General features: G+C 67.7%; 13 protein-coding genes. 10 read left to right on the forward strand and 3 right to left on the reverse strand.

Features of this window, described 5'->3' with window-relative positions; genetic code table 11:
- Nucleotides 1-165 precede the first annotated feature (165 nt).
- The 3 genes from der to moeB are packed head-to-tail and all read left to right on the forward strand — an operon-like array spanning nt 166 to nt 3,986.
- On the forward strand, nt 166-1,566 hold the full coding sequence (der, locus tag IQ458_RS07880; RefSeq protein WP_203322447.1) for a ribosome biogenesis GTPase Der: 1,401 nt from the start codon (nt 166-168) through the stop codon (nt 1,564-1,566).
- 12 nt (nt 1,567-1,578) lie between these two features.
- Nucleotides 1,579-2,805 carry a molybdopterin molybdotransferase MoeA gene (locus IQ458_RS07885; protein WP_203322448.1) on the forward strand — a complete coding sequence of 409 codons (1,227 nt, stop codon included), beginning with the start codon at nt 1,579-1,581 and terminating at the stop codon, nt 2,803-2,805.
- A gap of 44 nt (nt 2,806-2,849) precedes the next feature.
- Nucleotides 2,850-3,986, forward strand: coding sequence for a molybdopterin-synthase adenylyltransferase MoeB (moeB, locus tag IQ458_RS07890; RefSeq protein ID WP_203322449.1), 1,137 nt, complete (start codon nt 2,850-2,852; stop codon nt 3,984-3,986).
- A gap of 37 nt (nt 3,987-4,023) precedes the next feature.
- Here moeB and IQ458_RS07895 read toward each other — a convergent pair whose 3' ends face one another.
- Complete coding sequence (locus tag IQ458_RS07895) at nt 4,024-4,956, reverse strand: LysR family transcriptional regulator (protein WP_203322450.1); 933 nt, start codon at nt 4,954-4,956, stop codon at nt 4,024-4,026.
- Between the two features lie 104 nt (nt 4,957-5,060).
- Between IQ458_RS07895 and IQ458_RS07900 the strand changes: the two genes are divergently transcribed.
- The 4 genes from IQ458_RS07900 (at nt 5,061) to IQ458_RS07915 (ending at nt 9,292) form a co-directional block, all read left to right on the forward strand.
- On the forward strand, nt 5,061-5,831 hold the full coding sequence (locus tag IQ458_RS07900) for an SDR family oxidoreductase (RefSeq protein WP_203322451.1): 771 nt from the start codon (nt 5,061-5,063) through the stop codon (nt 5,829-5,831).
- 124 nt (nt 5,832-5,955) lie between these two features.
- Nucleotides 5,956-6,207: a hypothetical protein gene (locus tag IQ458_RS07905; RefSeq protein WP_203322452.1), complete on the forward strand. Its 252-nt coding sequence runs from the start codon at nt 5,956-5,958 to the stop codon at nt 6,205-6,207.
- Nucleotides 6,208-6,227: 20 nt separating this feature from the next.
- Complete coding sequence (locus IQ458_RS07910; protein WP_203322453.1) at nt 6,228-7,424, forward strand: low temperature requirement protein A; 1,197 nt, start codon at nt 6,228-6,230, stop codon at nt 7,422-7,424.
- 29 nt (nt 7,425-7,453) lie between these two features.
- Nucleotides 7,454-9,292: a monovalent cation:proton antiporter-2 (CPA2) family protein gene (locus IQ458_RS07915; RefSeq protein ID WP_203322454.1), complete on the forward strand. Its 1,839-nt coding sequence runs from the start codon at nt 7,454-7,456 to the stop codon at nt 9,290-9,292.
- Here IQ458_RS07915 and IQ458_RS07920 read toward each other — a convergent pair.
- Nucleotides 9,267-10,088 (reverse strand): alpha/beta hydrolase, encoded by an 822-nt coding sequence (locus tag IQ458_RS07920; RefSeq protein WP_203322455.1) that lies wholly within the window; start codon nt 10,086-10,088, stop codon nt 9,267-9,269. The two genes, IQ458_RS07915 and IQ458_RS07920, sit on opposite strands and share 26 nt — an antisense overlap.
- Nucleotides 10,089-10,104: 16 nt before the next feature.
- On the reverse strand, nt 10,105-10,401 hold the full coding sequence (locus tag IQ458_RS07925; protein WP_192198706.1) for a DUF1244 domain-containing protein: 297 nt from the start codon (nt 10,399-10,401) through the stop codon (nt 10,105-10,107).
- Nucleotides 10,402-10,514: 113 nt separating this feature from the next.
- On the opposite strand from IQ458_RS07925, the gene folD reads away from it, so the two are divergent.
- From folD to guaA, 3 genes are all read left to right on the forward strand, one after another.
- Nucleotides 10,515-11,381 carry a bifunctional methylenetetrahydrofolate dehydrogenase/methenyltetrahydrofolate cyclohydrolase FolD gene (gene folD / locus IQ458_RS07930; protein WP_192198705.1) on the forward strand — a complete coding sequence of 289 codons (867 nt, stop codon included), beginning with the start codon at nt 10,515-10,517 and terminating at the stop codon, nt 11,379-11,381.
- A 73-nt stretch (nt 11,382-11,454) separates the two neighbouring features.
- Nucleotides 11,455-12,912 carry an IMP dehydrogenase gene (guaB, locus tag IQ458_RS07935; protein ID WP_183636688.1) on the forward strand — a complete coding sequence of 486 codons (1,458 nt, stop codon included), beginning with the start codon at nt 11,455-11,457 and terminating at the stop codon, nt 12,910-12,912.
- A 71-nt stretch (nt 12,913-12,983) separates the two neighbouring features.
- Nucleotides 12,984-14,585 (forward strand): glutamine-hydrolyzing GMP synthase, encoded by a 1,602-nt coding sequence (guaA, locus tag IQ458_RS07940; protein ID WP_183636685.1) that lies wholly within the window; start codon nt 12,984-12,986, stop codon nt 14,583-14,585.
- Nucleotides 14,586-14,682: the final 97 nt, after the last annotated feature.

Raw genomic sequence — 14,682 nt, forward strand, 5'->3', positions numbered from 1 at the left:
AGGGCGGTCCGGAGCGAATGCACCGGGCCGCTTTCCGTTTACGAGTTCCCTTTTCCGGGCCGGCTCGGCATCATGCGGAACCGGCCCGGCAGGAGCCGGAAGGCTTCGGCCCCGCCGCCCTTCATCCCCGTATTCCTGCCTTCCCATCCTTTTCCGGTTCAATCCATGCTTCCGCTCGTCGCCCTGGTGGGCCGTCCCAATGTCGGTAAATCGACGCTGTTCAATGCGCTGACCCGCAGTCGCGACGCCCTGGTCCACGACCAGCCGGGCGTGACCCGCGACCGCCACTACGGCGTCTGCCGACCCGATGCGGAGCAGTCCTTCGTGGTGGTCGATACCGGCGGCATCGCCGGTGAGGAAGAAGGCCTGGCCGGAGCGACCGCGCGGCAGGCGCGCGCGGCGGCCGAGGAGGCGGATCTGGTGCTTTTCATTGTCGATGGCCGCGAGGGGCCGTCGGCGCTGGACGATGACATCCTGCGCTGGTTGCGCAAGGCGGCACGGCCGACCCTGCTGATAATCAACAAGATCGACGGTGTGGACGAACCCGGTGCGCGCGCCGAGTTCGCCCGCTACGGCTTCGATGACGTGATGACGATCTCCGCCGCGCACCGGCAGGGCATCGATGATCTGCTCGAACACGTGCTGGAGCGATTGCCGGAAGAGGGCGAAGCCGAAACCCTCGACAACGATCCCAACCGGATGCGGGTGGCGTTCGTTGGCCGTCCCAACGTGGGCAAGTCGACCCTGGTCAACCGCCTGCTGGGCGAGGAGCGGATGATCGCTTCCGAGGTCCCGGGGACCACCCGCGATTCGATCGCGGTGGACCTGGAGCGCGACGGGCGCCAGTACCGGTTGGTGGACACCGCCGGCCTGCGCCGCAAGTCGCGCGTCGACGAGGCGGTCGAGAAGTTCAGCGTGGTCAAGACCTTGCAGGCCATCGAGCAGTGCCAGGTCGCGGTGCTCCTGCTGGACGCCAGCGAAGGCGTCACCGATCAGGATGCCAGCGTGCTGGGCGCCATCCTCGACGCCGGCCGCGCGCTGGTGGTGGCGATCAATAAATGGGACGGGCTGACCACCTACCAGCGCGAGCAGGCCGAAGCCCTGCTGTCGCGCAAGCTGAATTTCGTCGAATGGGCCGAGGCGGTGCGCATTTCCGCCAAGCACGGTTCCGGCCTGCGCGAACTGTTCCGCGCCGTCCATCGCGCGCATGCCTCGGCCACCCGCGAATTCGCCACCAGCGAGATCAACAAGGCGCTGGAGGTGGCATACGAGTCCAATCCGCCGCCGAGCATCCGCGGCCATGTCTCCAAGCTGCGCTACGTGCATCCGGGCGGCAGCAATCCGCCGACCTTCGTCGTCCACGGCACCCGCCTGAAGGTGTTGCCGGATTCGTACAAGCGCTATCTGGAGAACTTCTTCCGCAAACGCTTCAAGCTGGTCGGCACGCCGGTGCGGTTCGTGTTCAAGGAAGGCACCAACCCTTACGAGGGCAAGAAGAACGAGCTGACCGATCGCCAGATCGCGCGCAAGCGCCGGTTGATCCGGCACGTCAAGCGCGGCAAGTAGGCCATTCCCGGCATGCCTGCGGACATTCCCGGCCGGCTCGCGTTCGATGAAGCGCTGGCGATCGTCCGCACGGTGGCCATGGCGCGTGCGCTCGGGGCCGAACGCGTCCCGGTCCGCCGCGCCGAAGGCCGGATCCTGGCGGAACCCATCACCGCGCCCATCGCGCTGCCGCCATTCGACAACAGCCGGATGGACGGATTCGCGCTGCGTCATGCCGATCTTGCCGGCACCGGACAGCCGCCGCGCCTGCGCATCGCCGGCGAACAATACGCCGGTGCCGGCCTGGGTGATGCGGCGATCGCCGCGGGCACCTGCGTCCGCATCACCACTGGCGCGGCGCTGCCGGCCGGCGCGGACACGGTCGTCATCAAGGAAGATGTCCGTGAGGACGGCGGGTGGATTGAACTGGCGGATGTGCCGGTCGTGGGAGCGGACATCCGGCGCGCGGGCGAGGATGTCGCGGCCGGCGAACCGATCCTGGCCGCGGGACAGGTGCTGAGCCCGGTCCGGGCCAGCCTGCTGGCGGCCCTGGGCATCGCGGATGTCGCGGTGAGGCGACGGCCGACGGTGGCGGTGTTCACCACCGGCGATGAACTGGTCGAACCGGGGATGCCGCTGCCGCCGGGGCGCATCTACAACAGCAATCGCGAACTGCTGATGGGATTGCTCCGTCAGCAAGGACTCGAACCGACCGCGTGGCCGACCCTGCCGGACGACCCCGAACGGGTCCGCAGCCAGTTGGAAGACGCCGCGTCGGCATTCGATGTCGTGCTGACCTGCGGCGGTGTTTCCGCCGGCGAGAAGGATTTCCTGCCCGGTTTCCTCGCCGGCAGCGGACGGATCCATTTCTGGAGGGTGCGGATGAAGCCGGGCATGCCGGTCCTGTTCGGCGAACGGGAACAGGCGGTATTCCTGTCGTTGCCGGGCAATCCGGTCTCGGTGCTGGCGACCTTCCTTGCGCTGGGCGTTCCGCTGCTGGACGGCCTGCAAGGTCGAAGCGAAGCCCGGCCACGCTGGCATGCGCGACTGGCCGCGCCCTGGCGGAAAAACCACGTTCGCCACGAGTTCCTGCGAGGCCGGCTGCAACCGGATGCGGATGGGGTGCTGCGCGTGGTTCCGAACGCCGCCGATGCCTCGCATCGACTGCGCGGCGCCGCCGACAGCAACGCGCTGATCGTGCTGCCGGAAGGCGAGCGCGAGTACGCCGTGGACGACGTGGTGGAAATCCTGCCGTACTGACCGGCGCGGACGCCGGAGTCGGCGAACTGCGCGATAATCCGCGCATGGACATCCGTGAAATCACCCCGGCACAGGTGCGCGAACATCTGTCCCACGGCGCCGTCTTCATCGACGTGCGCGAGGAACACGAGCGGGTGGGCGGCCAGGCCGAAGGCGCCATCGGCCTGGCCAAGGGCGACCTGCTGGCCGACCCGTCCCGCCATCTTCCCGATCCGCAACGCGAGGTCGTGCTGATCTGCCAGCGCGGCGGCCGCTCGATGGATGCGGCCAGGTCGTTGCAGGCAGCCGGCTACGCGCGATTGCTGTCGGTCGCCGGCGGAACCGGGCGCTGGATCGCCGATGGGTTGCCGGTGGTCAAGCCGCAACTCGACGCGGAAGCCGCCGATTTCTACGACCGCTACTCGCGCCACCTGCTGTTGCCGGAAGTCGGGGTGGAAGGGCAGCGTCGCCTGCGCGAGGCGCGGGTACTGATGATCGGGGCCGGGGGCCTGGGCTCGCCGGCCGGTTATTACCTGGCCGCGGCCGGCATCGGCCACCTGCGCATCGCCGACGATGACGTCGTCGATCGCAGCAACCTGCAGCGGCAGATTCTCCATACCGAGGCGCGCATCGGCCAGGCCAAGGTCGATTCCGCGCAGGTCACGCTCAACGCGCTCAATCCCGGCACCCGGATTGAAGCGGTGCAGGAACGGGTCACTTCGGCCAACGTCGAGCGCCTGCTGGAAGGCGTGGATGTGGTGTTGGACGGCGCCGACAACTTCCCGGTGCGCTATCTGCTCAACGACGCCTGCGTGAAGCTGGGCAAGCCGCTCGTCTACGGCGCGGTGCAGCGTTTCGAGGGGCAGGTGAGCGTGTTCGATGCGGGCCGCCATCGCGGACAGGCGCCGTGCTACCGCTGCCTGTTCCCGGAACCGCCACCGCCGGAATTCGCCCCCAACTGCGCCGAGGCCGGCGTGCTCGGCGTCCTGCCGGGGGTCATCGGACTGCTCCAGGCCACCGAGGTGATCAAGCTGCTGCTGGGCGCGGGCGAACCGCTGAGCGGGCGGCTGCTGCATTTCGATGCGCTCGGCATGCGGTTCCGCGAGACCCGTCTGCGCGCCGATCCGCATTGCCCGGTCTGTGCGCCCGGCGTGGCGTTCCCCGGCTACATCGACTACGCCAGGTTCTGCGGGGTGGGGTGACCGCGCACCACCCAGATAGCGCGGTGGCGCCGCGGGTTCAACGGGTGTAACCGGAAGAGGAGGGCGGCTGGGCATGCGGCGAAATCTGCGACTCCAGCCAGTCGACGAACAGCCGCAGCAGCCGTGACTGGCGCCGGCGCGGGGGATACAGCACCGCGATCGGCAGGCTGGGCGGCTGGAAGCCGGGGATGAGGATTTCCCGCAGTTCGCCGCGCGCAATCAGGTGCGCCACGTCGTAGCGCGGTACCTGGATGACGCCCAGCCCGGCCAGGCAGCAGGCGATGTAAGCCTCCGCGTTGCTCACCGCGACGCGTCCATGCATGGCCAGTTCGTGCATGCGACCGTGCCGGTCGTCGAGGTACTCCCAGAGCTCCGGCTTGCCCGCGGCGACGCGGCCGAAATGGACCGCGGGCAACAGGGCCAGTCCTGGCAGATCGGTGGGCATGCCGTGTTCGGCCAGCAACGCGGGGCTGGCGCAGGTGGTCTGCGGCAACCGACCCAGTGGGCGGCTGGCCAGATCCTGCTCGCCTGATTCGCCCACCCGCAGCACGCAGTCGATGCCTTCCTCCAGCAGATCGCTGAACTTGTCAGTGCTGCCCAGCTCCAGGCGGACATCCGGGTAGCGGCGCAGGAAGTCGGGCAGCGCCGGCGCAATGAGGCGGCGGGCGATGCGCGCCGGCACCTCCACCCGCAGCAGCCCTTCGGGCGGCTGTTCGGCGCGGAACAGGCCATCGACCTCGGTGGCTTCCGAGAGCAGGCGGCCGGCGCGTTCGTACAGCAGTTCGCCCTCGCCGGTCAGGCGGACCCGGCGGGTGGTGCGCTGGAACAGGCCCACGCCCAGCCGCTCCTCCAGTTTCTGGATGGCGGCGGACACCGAAGAGGTCGCCAGGCCCAGGCCGTCAGCGGCGCGGGTGAAGCTGCCGGTCTCGGCCACGCGCTGGAAGATCGCCAGGGATTGGAGCAGGTCCATGATCGATTGTTCGGTCGCGCCGAAAAGACTTTGAGATTCCGCTCTGTTTATCAGAGAAATCCGAGAATTCAAACTGCCGGCTCCCCTCACTCCTGGAGCACGTCATGAGCCATTCCCTGCAAGGCAAGGTCGCCGTGATCGCCGGCGGCGGCAAGAACCTGGGCGCCCTGATTGCCCGCCAGTTCGCGGAAGCGGGCGCAGCGGGCATCGTCATCCACTACAACAGCGATGCTTCCCGCGCCGACGCCGAGCGCACGGCCAACGAGCTGAAAGCCGGCGGCACCGATGCCATCCTGTTCCAGGGCGATCTGTCGGTGGTCGGCAACAATGTCGAACTGTTCGAGCGCGCCGTGCAGCACTTCGGTCGCGCGGACATCGCGGTCAATACCGCTGGCGTGGTCATCAAGAAGCCGATCCTGGAGGTCACGGAAGACGACTACGACCGCAGTTTCGCCGCCAACTCGAAAGCGGCCTTCTTCTTCATCCAGCAGGCCGGCAAGTCGCTGTCGGACGGCGGCAAGATCGTCACCATCGTCAGTTCGTTGCTGGCCGCCTATACCCCGTTCTATGCGGTCTATCCGGGCAGCAAGGCGCCGGTGGAACACTACACCCGCGCCGCCTCCAAGGAATTCGGCGCACGCGGCATCTCGGTGAACGCGATCGGCCCGGGACCGATGGACACGCCGTTCTTCTACGGCCAGGAAACCGCCGAGTCCACCGCCTATCACAGCACCGCGGCGGCGCTCAGCGCCTACTCGAAGAAGGGCCTGACCGATATCGGGGACATCGCTCCGATCGTGCGCTTCCTGGTCACCGACGGCTGGTGGATCACCGGCCAGACGATCTTCGCCAACGGCGGCTACACCACGCGTTGACGCGCCGACAAGGTCCGCCGCCCCGGCCGTGGCGCGGCGGTGGACCTTGGGTTATGTTCGCGCCGTGGGGGCCTGGCGGACGCCACGGCCGGTCACGGCAATCTCCACTTCGAAGGGGAACGGGATGCGTACGCTGATCCTGATCGTGCTGGGACTGGTGCTGGCCACGTTGGCCATGCATTTCGCGCCGACCGCCAAGCGGGGGCTGTGGGCCGGCGGTTTCGCGCTGGCCTGGCTGGGCGTGGTGGGCTGGAACCTGCGCACCGGCCTGTCGCATGGCTACTCGCTGGGCGAGGAACTGCCCATCCAGTTGCTCATCTATGCCGTGCCCGTCGCCGCGGCACTGGCGTGGTGGCTGCGCACGCGTCCCCACTGAACCCATCGAGGCCGCGCCGCATGGAAACGAACGGGTCATGGCTGCGCACGCGTGGCCAGCGGGACAGCGGCAAGGTCTCGATGACCGAACTGTTCTTCGATCTGGTGTTCGTGTTCGCGGTGACCCAGCTGTCGCACACCCTGCTCGAGCATCTGGATCTGGGCGGGTTCCTGCGGACGTCGGTGCTGTTCCTGGCGGTCTGGTGGCTGTGGATCTTCACTTCGTGGTGCACCAACTGGCTGAATCCGGATACGACCGCGGTGCGGTTGTTGCTGTTCGCGCTGATGCTGGGCGGGCTGGTGCTGTCCTCGTCGATTCCGCAGGCATTCGGCGCGGCGGGGCTGGCGTTCGGACTGCTGTTCGCGATCATGCAGGTGGGACGCTCGCTGTTCATGGTGCGCGCCTTTCGCGGACACCGGGAGCAACGCGACAACTTCCTGCGGGTAGCCTTGTGGCTGCTGGTGTCGGGGGCGTTCTGGCTCGCCGGCGGCTTGATGGAGGGACAGGCGCGCGTGCTTTGCTGGTGCGTCGCGCTGGGCATCGAATACGTTTCGCCCGCGCTTTACTTCCGGGTTCCCGGACTCGGTCGCTCCCGGACCAGCGACTGGAACGTCGACGGCGCGCACCTGGCCGAACGCTGCATGCTGTTCGTGATCATCGCGCTCGGTGAATCGCTGCTGGTCACCGGCGCCACCTTCTCGCAACTGGCGTGGACGCCGCCGACGATGGCGGCCTTCCTGGCCGCGTTCCTCGGCAGCGTGGCCATGTGGTGGATCTATTTCGACTCGGGCGCCGAACACGGCAGCCATCGCATCGCCGGTTCCGACGATCCGGGCCGGATCGCGCGGATCGCCTATACCTACGTGCATCTGCTGATCGTCGCCGGCATCATCGTGTGCGCGGTGGCCGACGAACTGGTGCTGATGCATCCGGATCACGCCACCCCGGCGGGCGTCGTCGCCATCCTCGGCGGACCCGCGCTGTACCTGGCCGGCAACGCGCTGTTCAAGTGGCTGACCTGGGACCGGCGCTTCCCGCCGCTGTCGCACCTGGCCGGACTCGTCCTGCTGGCGTTGATGGCCGGTTGGGCGGTGTGGGCGCATCCCTCTGCGCTGGCGCTGGGCATCGGCACCACGGCGGTGATAGTGATCGTGGCGGTATGGGAGACGCGTGCGTTGCGCCGGGGCAGGGCGGCCACGCCTATCGCGGGATCCTGATTCGGCGGAGTGCGGCTAGACTGGCGCACATGTCAGTCGAATCCACCACCAGCGACCTGGTCAAGGTCGTCGCCCTGCTGGGCGCGGCCGTCGTCGCCGTGCCGATCTTCCGTCGCCTCGGCCTGGGCTCCGTGCTCGGCTACCTCGCCGCCGGCCTGCTGATCGGTCCGTTCGGGCTGGGCTGGTTCTCCGACGCACAGGCCATCCTCCACGTCGCCGAACTGGGCGTGGTGATGTTCCTGTTCGTGATCGGTCTGGAGATGCGGCCCTCGCATTTGTGGAGCCTGCGCGGCGAGATCTTCGGACTCGGCACGTTGCAGATCCTGGCCTGCGGCGTCGCGCTGACCGGCGTGGGGCTGGCGTTCGGGTATTCGTTGCCGGTGTCCTTCATCGGCGCGATGGGCTTCGTGCTGACCTCCACCGCGGTGGTCATGCAGTTGCTGGGCGAGCGTGGCGACATAGCGCTGCCACGCGGACAGCGCATCGTGTCGATCCTGCTGTTCGAGGACCTGCTGATCGTTCCGCTGCTGGCGGTGGTCGCGCTGATGTCGCCGGACGTCGCTGCCCGTGGCGGCGAATCCCGCTGGATCGGTATCGGTATCGCGGCGGCCTCGGTGGCCGGACTGGTTGCGGCCGGCATCTGGCTGCTCAACCCGCTGTTCCGGATCCTGGCGGCGGCGCGTGCGCGCGAAGTGATGACCGCGGCCGCGCTGCTGGTGGTGCTGGGCGCGGCGTTGCTGATGCAACTGGGCGGCCTGTCGATGGCGATGGGGGCATTCCTCGCCGGCGTGCTGCTGTCCGAATCCACCTTCCGCCACCAGATCGAGGCGGACATCGAGCCTTTCCGCGGCATCCTGCTGGGCCTGTTCTTCCTCGGCGTCGGCATGGCCCTGGACCTGGGCGTGGTATGGGGCCATTGGCCGCTGATCCTGAGCGCGGTGCTGGCGATGATGCTGGTCAAGGCCATCGCCATCTACGTGGTCGCGCGGTTGACCCGGACCTGCCATGCCGAAGCGCTGGACCGCGCGGTGGTCATGGCGCAGGGCGGCGAGTTCGCGTTCGTGCTGTTCGGCGCCGCCGCCGCGGCGCATGTCATCGATGCGGAGATCGCCGCCAACCTCACCGCCATCGTGGTGCTGTCGATGGCGCTGACACCGTTGTTCGCCACCTTGTTCCGCCGCTTCGCGCCCAAGACCCAGGCCAACCTGGAAGGCGTGGACAAGGCCGAAGGCCTGAGCGGCAGCGTGCTGATCATCGGCTTCGGCCGCTTCGGCCAGGTCATGAGCCAGTCGCTGCTGGCGCGAGATGTGGACGTGACCATCATCGACAACGACATCGAGATGATCCGCAGCGCCGAGGAGTTCGGCTTCAAGATCTACTACGGGGACGGCACCCGCCTGGATGTGCTGCATGCCTCCGGAGCCGACAGCGCCCGCGCCATCGCGGTCTGCATCGACAAGCGCGAGTCTGCCAGCCGGATTGTCGAACTGGCCCGGCAGGAGTTTCCGCAGGCCAAGCTGCTGGTGCGTTCGTTCGATCGCGAGCATTCGCTGGCGCTGGTCGCCGCTGGCGTCGATTACCAGATCCGCGAGACCTTCGAGTCCGCCGTGAACTTCGGCGAAGCGGCCCTGATCCAGTTGGGCGTGCCGGAGGACGAAGCCGCCGAGATCGCCGCGGAAGTCCGTCGGCTGGACGCCGAGCGGTTCGAACTGGAAATAGCCGCGGGCGACGTGCGCGCCGGCATCCCGCTGATGCGCGGCAACCAGCCGTTCAAGCCGAGCCCCACGCCGTTCACGCCGCCCCGGCGCGAGGCGCGGGCGCTCAACGACGAGGCCGCGCAGGTCATCGGCGAAGAGGAAGAGGAGTAGTTTCCCGGCGCACGGGGGCCTGCGTGCCTTCACGCAGGAAATCGGCGATGCCCGACCAGTAGCGCGGCGATGCGGACAGATCATCGTGTCCCGCATCGGCGAATGCGATCACGCGCGGCGGGGTCGCTGCCGCCGCGATCAGCCGGTCCGTGTGCGCGGGCGGCACCACGGCATCGTGCCCGGCGCGCAGCAGCAGCCATTCGCCCCGATGCGCGGGCAGGTGATGGACCGACTCGTAGCGATCACGCAGCAGCCAGCGCACCGGCAACCAGGGGTAGTGCGTGCCGGCGACCGCGGCGAGGCTGTCGAAGGGCGTGACCAGCACCAGCCGATCGACCGGCCGCCGCGCCGCGACCTGTACCGCGATGCCGCTGCCGAGGCTGCGCCCGATCACCGCGATGCGGCCGTTTGGATGACGTTTGCGGACTTCGTCATGGAGGGCCAGCGCGTCGGCCACCAGCGTGGCTTCGTCCGGAGTACCGGCATTGGGACCATAGCCGCGATAAGGCAGCAGGTAGACGCTCCAGTCCGGCAGCGCACGGTCGAAATCGGCGGCGTTGTCCTGCACGCGCTCGGCATTGCCGCCGAAGTAGATCAGCGCGTCGGCCTGGCCGGGATGCAGGTGCCATCCGTGCAGGGTCAGATCGCCGCGCCGCAGTTCGAAATCGGTGCCGGCAACCGGCGTGCGCGTGGCCTGCGGGAAATAGATGAAATGGCGCTGCTGCGCGTACATGCCGGCGCACAGTGCCAACCAGAGCAGCGGGGGCAGGGCGGCGAGGGCCAGCCACGGCCACATGCGGCGCCTCCGCGCGTCAGCCATGCCGCTTCCTGGCGGCCTCGAACGCCGCCAGCTGCTCCGGCGTGGCCTCCGGCTGGTGGCGCGCTTTCCATTCGGCGAACGGCATGCCGTAGACGCGCTCGCGCGCCTGCTCCTTGTCCATCGGCTGTCCGTGCTCGGTGGCGGCCTCCCGGTACCAGTCGGCCAGGCAGTTGCGGCAGAAGCCGGCCAGGATCATCAGATCGATGTTCTGCACGTCCGGGCGCTGCTCGTTCAGGTGCTGGAGCAGGCGGCGGAAGGCGGCGGCTTCGATGGCGGTGGTGTCGTTCATGCGGGTTCCTGTGATGGCGTCTCCGCGGGGCGGCCGCGTCGCCGCTCACACAGGAATGCCGGAATCGGGGAGAATATGCGGACTCTACACCGCTCCGATCCCCTCCGATCCCGATGACTGCCCGAATCCTGGACGGCCGCCGCGTTGCCGAAAACCTGCTCGACGAACTGAAGGCGAGGGTGGACGCACGCCTGGCCGCGGGCGGCGACCGGCCGGGGCTGGCGGTGGTGCTGGTGGGCGGCGATCCCGCTTCCACCGTGTACGTGCGCAACAAGCGCCGGGCGGCGGAAAAGGTCGGCATCCATGCCTACGACTACGATTTGCCCGCAGGCACCAGCGAGGCGCAACTGCTGGCGCTGATCGACCAGTTGAACGCGGATCCGAAGATCCACGGCATCCTGGTGCAATTGCCGCTCCCGGGCATCCCCGACGCCAGCCGGCTGATCGAGCGCATCGACCCACGCAAGGACGTGGACGGTTTCCATCCGGCCAACGTCGGCCACCTGGCCCTGCGCCAGTTCGGCCTGCGCCCGTGCACGCCGCGTGGCATCACCACCCTGCTGGCCTACACCGACCGGCCGGTGCGCGGCCAGAACGCCACCATCGTGGGCGTCAGCAACCACGTCGGCCGGCCGATGGCGCTGGAACTGCTGATCGCCGGCTGCACGGTGACCAGCTGCCACAAGTTCACCCCGCCGGACGTGCTGGAAGCGCGGGTCCGCGACGCCGATATCCTGGTGGTGGCGGTGGGCCGGCCGGGACTGATTCCGGGGCAGTGGGTCAAGCCGGGCGCGGTGGTCATCGACGTGGGCATCAACCGGCTCGACGACGGGCGCCTGGTGGGCGACGTGGGCTTCGACGCCGCCGCCGCGCGGGCCAGCTGGATCACGCCCGTACCGGGCGGGGTGGGACCGATGACCGTGGCCACGCTGATGCAGAACACCCTGGAAGCGGCGGAAGCCGCGCTGGCGGCACGCTGAATCCCGCTGGCCGCTGACAATCAGGGCCGCAACGGGCTACAATATCGCGCTTCCCCACACTCCGGGTCCGCCGATGCTGCGCATCCAGGCTGAAGCACTGACTTACGACGACGTCTCGCTCGTCCCCGCCCACTCCATCGTCCTGCCGAAAGACGTCAGCCTGGGGACGCGCCTCACGCGCGAACTCCGCCTGAACCTGCCGATCGTCTCGGCGGCCATGGATACCGTCACCGAAGCCCGCCTGGCCATCGCGATGGCGCAGATGGGCGGCATCGGCATCGTCCACAAGAACCTGACCGTCGAACAGCAGGCCGCGGAAGTGGCCAAGGTCAAGAAGTTCGAGGCCGGCGTCATCAAGGAACCGTTCACCGTCGGCCCCGAGACGACGATCGCCGAAGTCCTCAAGCTGACCCGCGCGCGCAACATTTCCGGCGTGCCGGTGGTCGACGGCGGCCAGCTGGTCGGCATCGTCACCAGCCGCGACATGCGCTTCGAGACCAAGCTCGACGATCCGGTCCGCCACATCATGACCAAGAAGGACCGGCTGATCACGGTCCGCGAAGGTGCCAGCGACGCCGAAGTGCTGCAACTGCTGCACAAGCACCGCATCGAGAAGGTGCTGGTGGTCAACGACGGCTTCGAACTGCGTGGCCTGATCACCGTCAAGGACATCCAGAAGAAGACCGACAATCCCAACGCCGCCAAGGACAGCGCCAGCCGCCTGGTCGTCGGCGCCGCGGTGGGTGTGGGCGGCGATACCGATCAGCGCGTGGAAGCCCTGGTGGCGGCCGGCGTTGACGTCGTCATCGTCGATACCGCGCACGGCCATTCACAGGGCGTGCTGGATCGCGTGGCCTGGGTCAAGAAGCGCTTCCCGTCGCTGCAGGTCATCGGCGGCAACATCGTCACCGGCGACGCCGCGCTGGCGCTGATGGACGCCGGCGCCGACGCGGTCAAGGTCGGCGTGGGCCCGGGTTCGATCTGCACCACCCGCATGGTCGCCGGCGTGGGCGTGCCGCAGATCACCGCGGTCGACATGGTCGCCGAGGCGCTGCAGGACCGCATCCCGCTGATCGCCGACGGCGGCATCCGCTATTCCGGCGACATCGGCAAGGCGATCGCCGCCGGTGCGTCCACGGTGATGATCGGCGGCCTGTTCGCCGGCACCGAGGAAGCCCCGGGCGAAGTCGAGCTGTTCCAGGGCCGCAGCTACAAGAGCTACCGTGGCATGGGCAGCCTGGGCGCGATGGAGAAGGGGTCCAAGGATCGCTATTTCCAGGATGCGAGCGACGCCGACAAGTTGGTGCCCGAAGGCATCGAAGGCCGCGTGCCGTACCGCGGTTCGGTTGGCGGCATCATCCATCAGCTGGTGGGCGGCCTGCGCGCCACCATGGGCTACGTGGGTTGCGCGACCATTGAGGAGATGCGCAGCAAGCCGAAGTTCGTGGTGATCACCGGCGCCGGCCAGCGCGAGAGCCACGTCCACGACGTGCAGATCACGAAGGAACCGCCGAACTATCGGATGGGGTGAACCCATCCGATGGGATGAGGTGATTCGGGATTCGAGATTCGATAAAAGAACCAGTACCAGTGCGAGGAAGTATGTCCGGCGTTTCCGAATCCCCAATCTCCAATCCCCAATCCCGGCTTCACGACGACAAAATCCTCATCCTCGATTTCGGCGCGCAGTACACGCAGCTGATTGCCCGGCGCATCCGCGAGATCGGTGTCTACTGCGAAATCTGGGCCTGGGATCATGATCCCGAGGAAATCGCGAAGTTCGGTGCCAAGGGCATCATTCTTTCCGGCGGCCCCGAATCCACCACGCTGCCGGGTGCGCCGAAGGCGCCGCAGCAGGTGTTCGACGCCGGCCTGCCGATTCTCGGCATCTGCTACGGCATGCAGACGCTGGCCGCGCAACTGGGTGGCGCCACCGAAGCGGCCGACGCCCGCGAGTTCGGCCACGCCGAAGTCGAGCTGGTGGCGCATGACGCGCTGCTGGGCGGGCTGACCGACCATGATGGCGATCCGCGCATCGACGTGTGGATGAGCCATGGCGACCACGTTGCCAAGGCGCCACCGGGCTGGACGATTACCGCTGTCACCGACCGCATTCCGGTTGCCGCGATGGCGCTGGAGGAAAAGCGCTGGTACGGCGTGCAGTTCCATCCGGAAGTCACGCACACCAAGCAGGGCCAGACCCTGCTGCGCCGCTTCGTCGCCGAAATCTGCGGCTGCAAGACCCTGTGGACCGCCGCCAACATCATCGACGACCAGATTGCCCGCGTGCGCGAGCAGGTCGGCTCCGACGAGGTCATCCTCGGCCTTTCCGGCGGTGTGGATTCCTCGGTGGTGGCCGCGCTGCTGCACAAGGCCATCGGCGAACAGCTGACCTGCGTGTTCGTGGACACCGGCCTGCTGCGCTGGCAGGAAGGCGACCAGGTGATGGCGATGTTCGCCGAGCACATGGGCGTGAAGATCGTGCGGGTCAATGCCGCCGAGCGCTATTTCAAGGCGCTGGAAGGCGTCAGCGATCCGGAAGCCAAGCGCAAGATCATCGGCAACCTGTTCGTCGAAATCTTCGAGGAAGAATCGAACAAGCTGAAGAACGCCAAGTGGCTGGCGCAGGGCACCATCTATCCGGACGTGATCGAGTCGGCCGGCAGCAAGACCGGCAAGGCCCACGTCATCAAGAGCCACCACAACGTCGGCGGCCTGCCCGAGCACATGAAGCTGGGCCTGGTCGAACCGTTGCGCGAACTGTTCAAGGACGAAGTGCGCCGGCTGGGCGTGGAGCTGGGCCTGCCGCGCACGATGGTGTACCGCCATCCGTTCCCGGGCCCGGGCCTGGGCGTGCGCATCCTGGGCGAGGTCAAGGCCGAGTACGCCGACCTGCTGGCGCGCGCCGATGCCATCTTCATCGAGGAACTGCGCAAGGCCGACTGGTACGACAAGGTCAGCCAGGCGTTTGCGGTGTTCCTGCCGGTCAAGTCGGTCGGCGTGGTCGGCGACGCCCGCGCCTACGAGTGGGTGATCGCGCTGCGCGCGGTTGAGACCATCGATTTCATGACCGCCCATTGGGCGCACCTGCCGTATGACCTGCTGGGTACCGTTTCCAACAGGATTATCAATGAGTTGCGTGGTGTTTCTCGTGTCGTTTATGACATCAGCGGAAAGCCGCCCGCCACTATCGAGTGGGAGTAATCCGCGGCACGGCTCCCACCTTATGGAACAATGGTTTATCGGTTGTTCCTGAGTAGCTTTCGAGGTGCGTCGATAGCCGTTCCGCTGGTTCGTCGTC

Origin of the sequence: Pseudoxanthomonas beigongshangi, assembly GCF_016820515.1 — a bacterium.
GTDB lineage: Bacteria > Pseudomonadota > Gammaproteobacteria > Xanthomonadales > Xanthomonadaceae > Pseudoxanthomonas_A > Pseudoxanthomonas_A beigongshangi.

Coding starts and splice junctions, on each gene's coding strand:
- der (WP_203322447.1), top strand. CDS start 166: ATGCTTCCGCTCGTCGCCCTGGTGGGCCGTCCCAATGTCGGTAAATCG.
- IQ458_RS07885 (WP_203322448.1), top strand. CDS start 1,579: ATGCCTGCGGACATTCCCGGCCGGCTCGCGTTCGATGAAGCGCTGGCG.
- moeB (WP_203322449.1), top strand. CDS start 2,850: ATGGACATCCGTGAAATCACCCCGGCACAGGTGCGCGAACATCTGTCC.
- IQ458_RS07895 (WP_203322450.1), bottom strand. CDS start 4,956: ATGGACCTGCTCCAATCCCTGGCGATCTTCCAGCGCGTGGCCGAGACC.
- IQ458_RS07900 (WP_203322451.1), top strand. CDS start 5,061: ATGAGCCATTCCCTGCAAGGCAAGGTCGCCGTGATCGCCGGCGGCGGC.
- IQ458_RS07905 (WP_203322452.1), top strand. CDS start 5,956: ATGCGTACGCTGATCCTGATCGTGCTGGGACTGGTGCTGGCCACGTTG.
- IQ458_RS07910 (WP_203322453.1), top strand. CDS start 6,228: ATGGAAACGAACGGGTCATGGCTGCGCACGCGTGGCCAGCGGGACAGC.
- IQ458_RS07915 (WP_203322454.1), top strand. CDS start 7,454: ATGTCAGTCGAATCCACCACCAGCGACCTGGTCAAGGTCGTCGCCCTG.
- IQ458_RS07920 (WP_203322455.1), bottom strand. CDS start 10,088: ATGTGGCCGTGGCTGGCCCTCGCCGCCCTGCCCCCGCTGCTCTGGTTG.
- IQ458_RS07925 (WP_192198706.1), bottom strand. CDS start 10,401: ATGAACGACACCACCGCCATCGAAGCCGCCGCCTTCCGCCGCCTGCTC.
- folD (WP_192198705.1), top strand. CDS start 10,515: ATGACTGCCCGAATCCTGGACGGCCGCCGCGTTGCCGAAAACCTGCTC.
- guaB (WP_183636688.1), top strand. CDS start 11,455: ATGCTGCGCATCCAGGCTGAAGCACTGACTTACGACGACGTCTCGCTC.
- guaA (WP_183636685.1), top strand. CDS start 12,984: ATGTCCGGCGTTTCCGAATCCCCAATCTCCAATCCCCAATCCCGGCTT.